Annotated in this window: 1 protein-coding gene; it reads right to left on the bottom strand. The window is 72.1% G+C overall.

The genetic code is table 11. The features are described 5' to 3' along the window. Window positions 1-2164 (bottom strand): non-ribosomal peptide synthetase (locus GA0115259_RS36275; protein WP_141716844.1); only part of this gene is annotated, 2164 nt, incomplete at both ends.

Below are 2164 nucleotides of genomic sequence, written 5' to 3'. Positions count from 1 at the left end.
CGGCGGCGACATCCGCGGTGGCGGGCGTGAGATGGGCGACGAGCCGCTCGTCGTGCAGGGTGACCGCGACCGCGTCCACGCCCGCGCACTCGGTGAGCACGGCCTCGATCTCGCCGAGTTCCACGCGCTGGCCGCGGATCTTGACCTGGTGGTCCAGCCGCCCCAGATACTCGATGGTGCCGTCGGTCCGGTACCGGGCGAGATCGCCGGTACGGTACAGCCGCTCGCCCGGGACGGCGGCGAACGGGCTGGGCACGAACCGTTCCGCCGTCAGCGCCGGCCGGCCGAGATAGCCACGGGCGAGCTGCACACCGCCGAGCAGCAGCTCTCCGGGCACACCGACCGGGACAGGACGCAGCCCGTCGTCCACGATGTAGGTACGGGTGTTGGCGACGGGCCGTCCGATGGTGACGGGCAGACCGGGCGCACACCGGGCAGCGGTGACATCCACCGCCGCCTCGGTCGGCCCGTACAGATTGTGCAGCTCGCAGCCGATCCGCTTGTGCACGGCCGTGACCAGGTCGGCCGGGAGCGCCTCGCCGCTGCATATCATCCGCCGCAGTGTGGGCAGCGCAGGCAGCGGTCCGGCCAGGAACGCGCGCAGCATCGACGGTACGAAGTGCAGTGTGGTGACGCCCTCGTCGGCGATCACACCGGCCAGATAGGCGGGATCGCGATGTCCGCCGGGCCGGGCCAGCACCAGAGTGGCGCCGGTCATCAGCGGCCAGAAGAACTCCCACACCGATACGTCGAAACCGTACGGCGTCTTCTGGAGCACCCGGTCCGTCCCGGTGAGTCCGTAGGCCTCCTGCATCCAGTGCAGCCGGTTGACGATGGCGCGGTGCTCGACCACCACTCCCTTGGGACGGCCCGTCGATCCCGAGGTGTAGATGACATACGCGGGATGCTCCGGCGCGGGCCCGGACCAGGAGCCGGTGCAGGTGGTGCTGCTGCCGGTTCTGCCGCCGGTGCTGGAGAGTCCGGACGGCGCGGGCGGCCCGGGGAGGCCGGACCGGGCGGCGTCGATGTCCACGATCTGCCGGTTCCCGGCGCTGTCCCCGCCGGACACCAGCGCCGCCAGCCCGGCGTCCGTGACGACGACCGTCGCCGCCGAGTCGTCCAGCATGAAACCGAGGCGCTCGCGCGGATACTCGGGATCCAGCGGCAGATAAGCGCCTCCGGCCTTCATCACGGCGAGCAGCGCCACCACCAGACCGATTCCCCGAGGAAGACACACACCGACCACGGACTCCGGGCCCACACCGCGCTCCCGCAGTTCTCCGGCGAGCCGGTCGGCCTCGGCGCCGAGCCGTCCGTACGACACCGTCGTGCCCTCGTACCGCAGCGCGGGCGCGTCCGGAGTCCGGGCGGCCTGGGCCTCGAACAGCGCGGGCAGTGTTCCGGACGGATACGGCCGGGCGGTGTCGTTCCACTCCTCCAGCAGCAGACCGCGCTCGGCCGTGGAAAGGATCTCCAACTCGTCCACCGGCAGCCCTGGTTCGGCCGTGGCGCTCTCCAGGAGCCGGGCGAAGTGCGCGGCGAATCGCTCGGCGGTCTCCCGGTCGAACAGCGCCGACGCGTAGTTCAGGGCTCCCGACAGAGAGCCGTCGGACAGCTCGGACACGCCGAGCGTCAGATCGAACTTGGCCGTGCTCTCACCGACCGGCAGCCGGTCGACCGTCAGCGGGCCCATGGTCCGAGGCCCGGCCGTCGCCGCCGACTCCTCCTGCCAGAGCAGCATCGCCGAGAACAGCGGTGTCCGCGACGGATCGCGCTCCGGCGCCAGTTCGTCCACCAGCCGCTCGAACGGCACCTCCTGATGGCCGTACGCGTCGAGCGCCGACTCCCGTACGCGCCGGAGCACCTCGGTGAAGGAGGGCGAGCCGGACAGATCGGTGCGCAGGACCAGGGTGTTGAGGAACAGCCCGGCCATCTTCTGCACTTCGGGCCGGTCGCGGCCGGCCACGGGTGTGCCGACGGCCACGTCCCGCTGTCCGCTCCACCGGCCGAGCAGCATCGCGTACACGGCGGTCAGCGCCATGAACGGTGTGGCGCCCTCGGCGCGCGCCAGCGCCGTGAGCCGTCCGGCCACCTCCGCCGGGACCTTGAGCGGTACCTGCGCGCCGGCGACATCGCGTACGGCGGGACGCGGCCGGTCGGGGGG

The organism is Streptomyces sp. MnatMP-M17 (genome assembly GCF_900091995.1).
Lineage (GTDB): Bacteria > Actinomycetota > Actinomycetes > Streptomycetales > Streptomycetaceae > Streptomyces.
The sequence above is the reverse complement of the archived record's forward strand: the minus strand, read 5'-3'. Positions and strand labels throughout refer to the sequence as shown.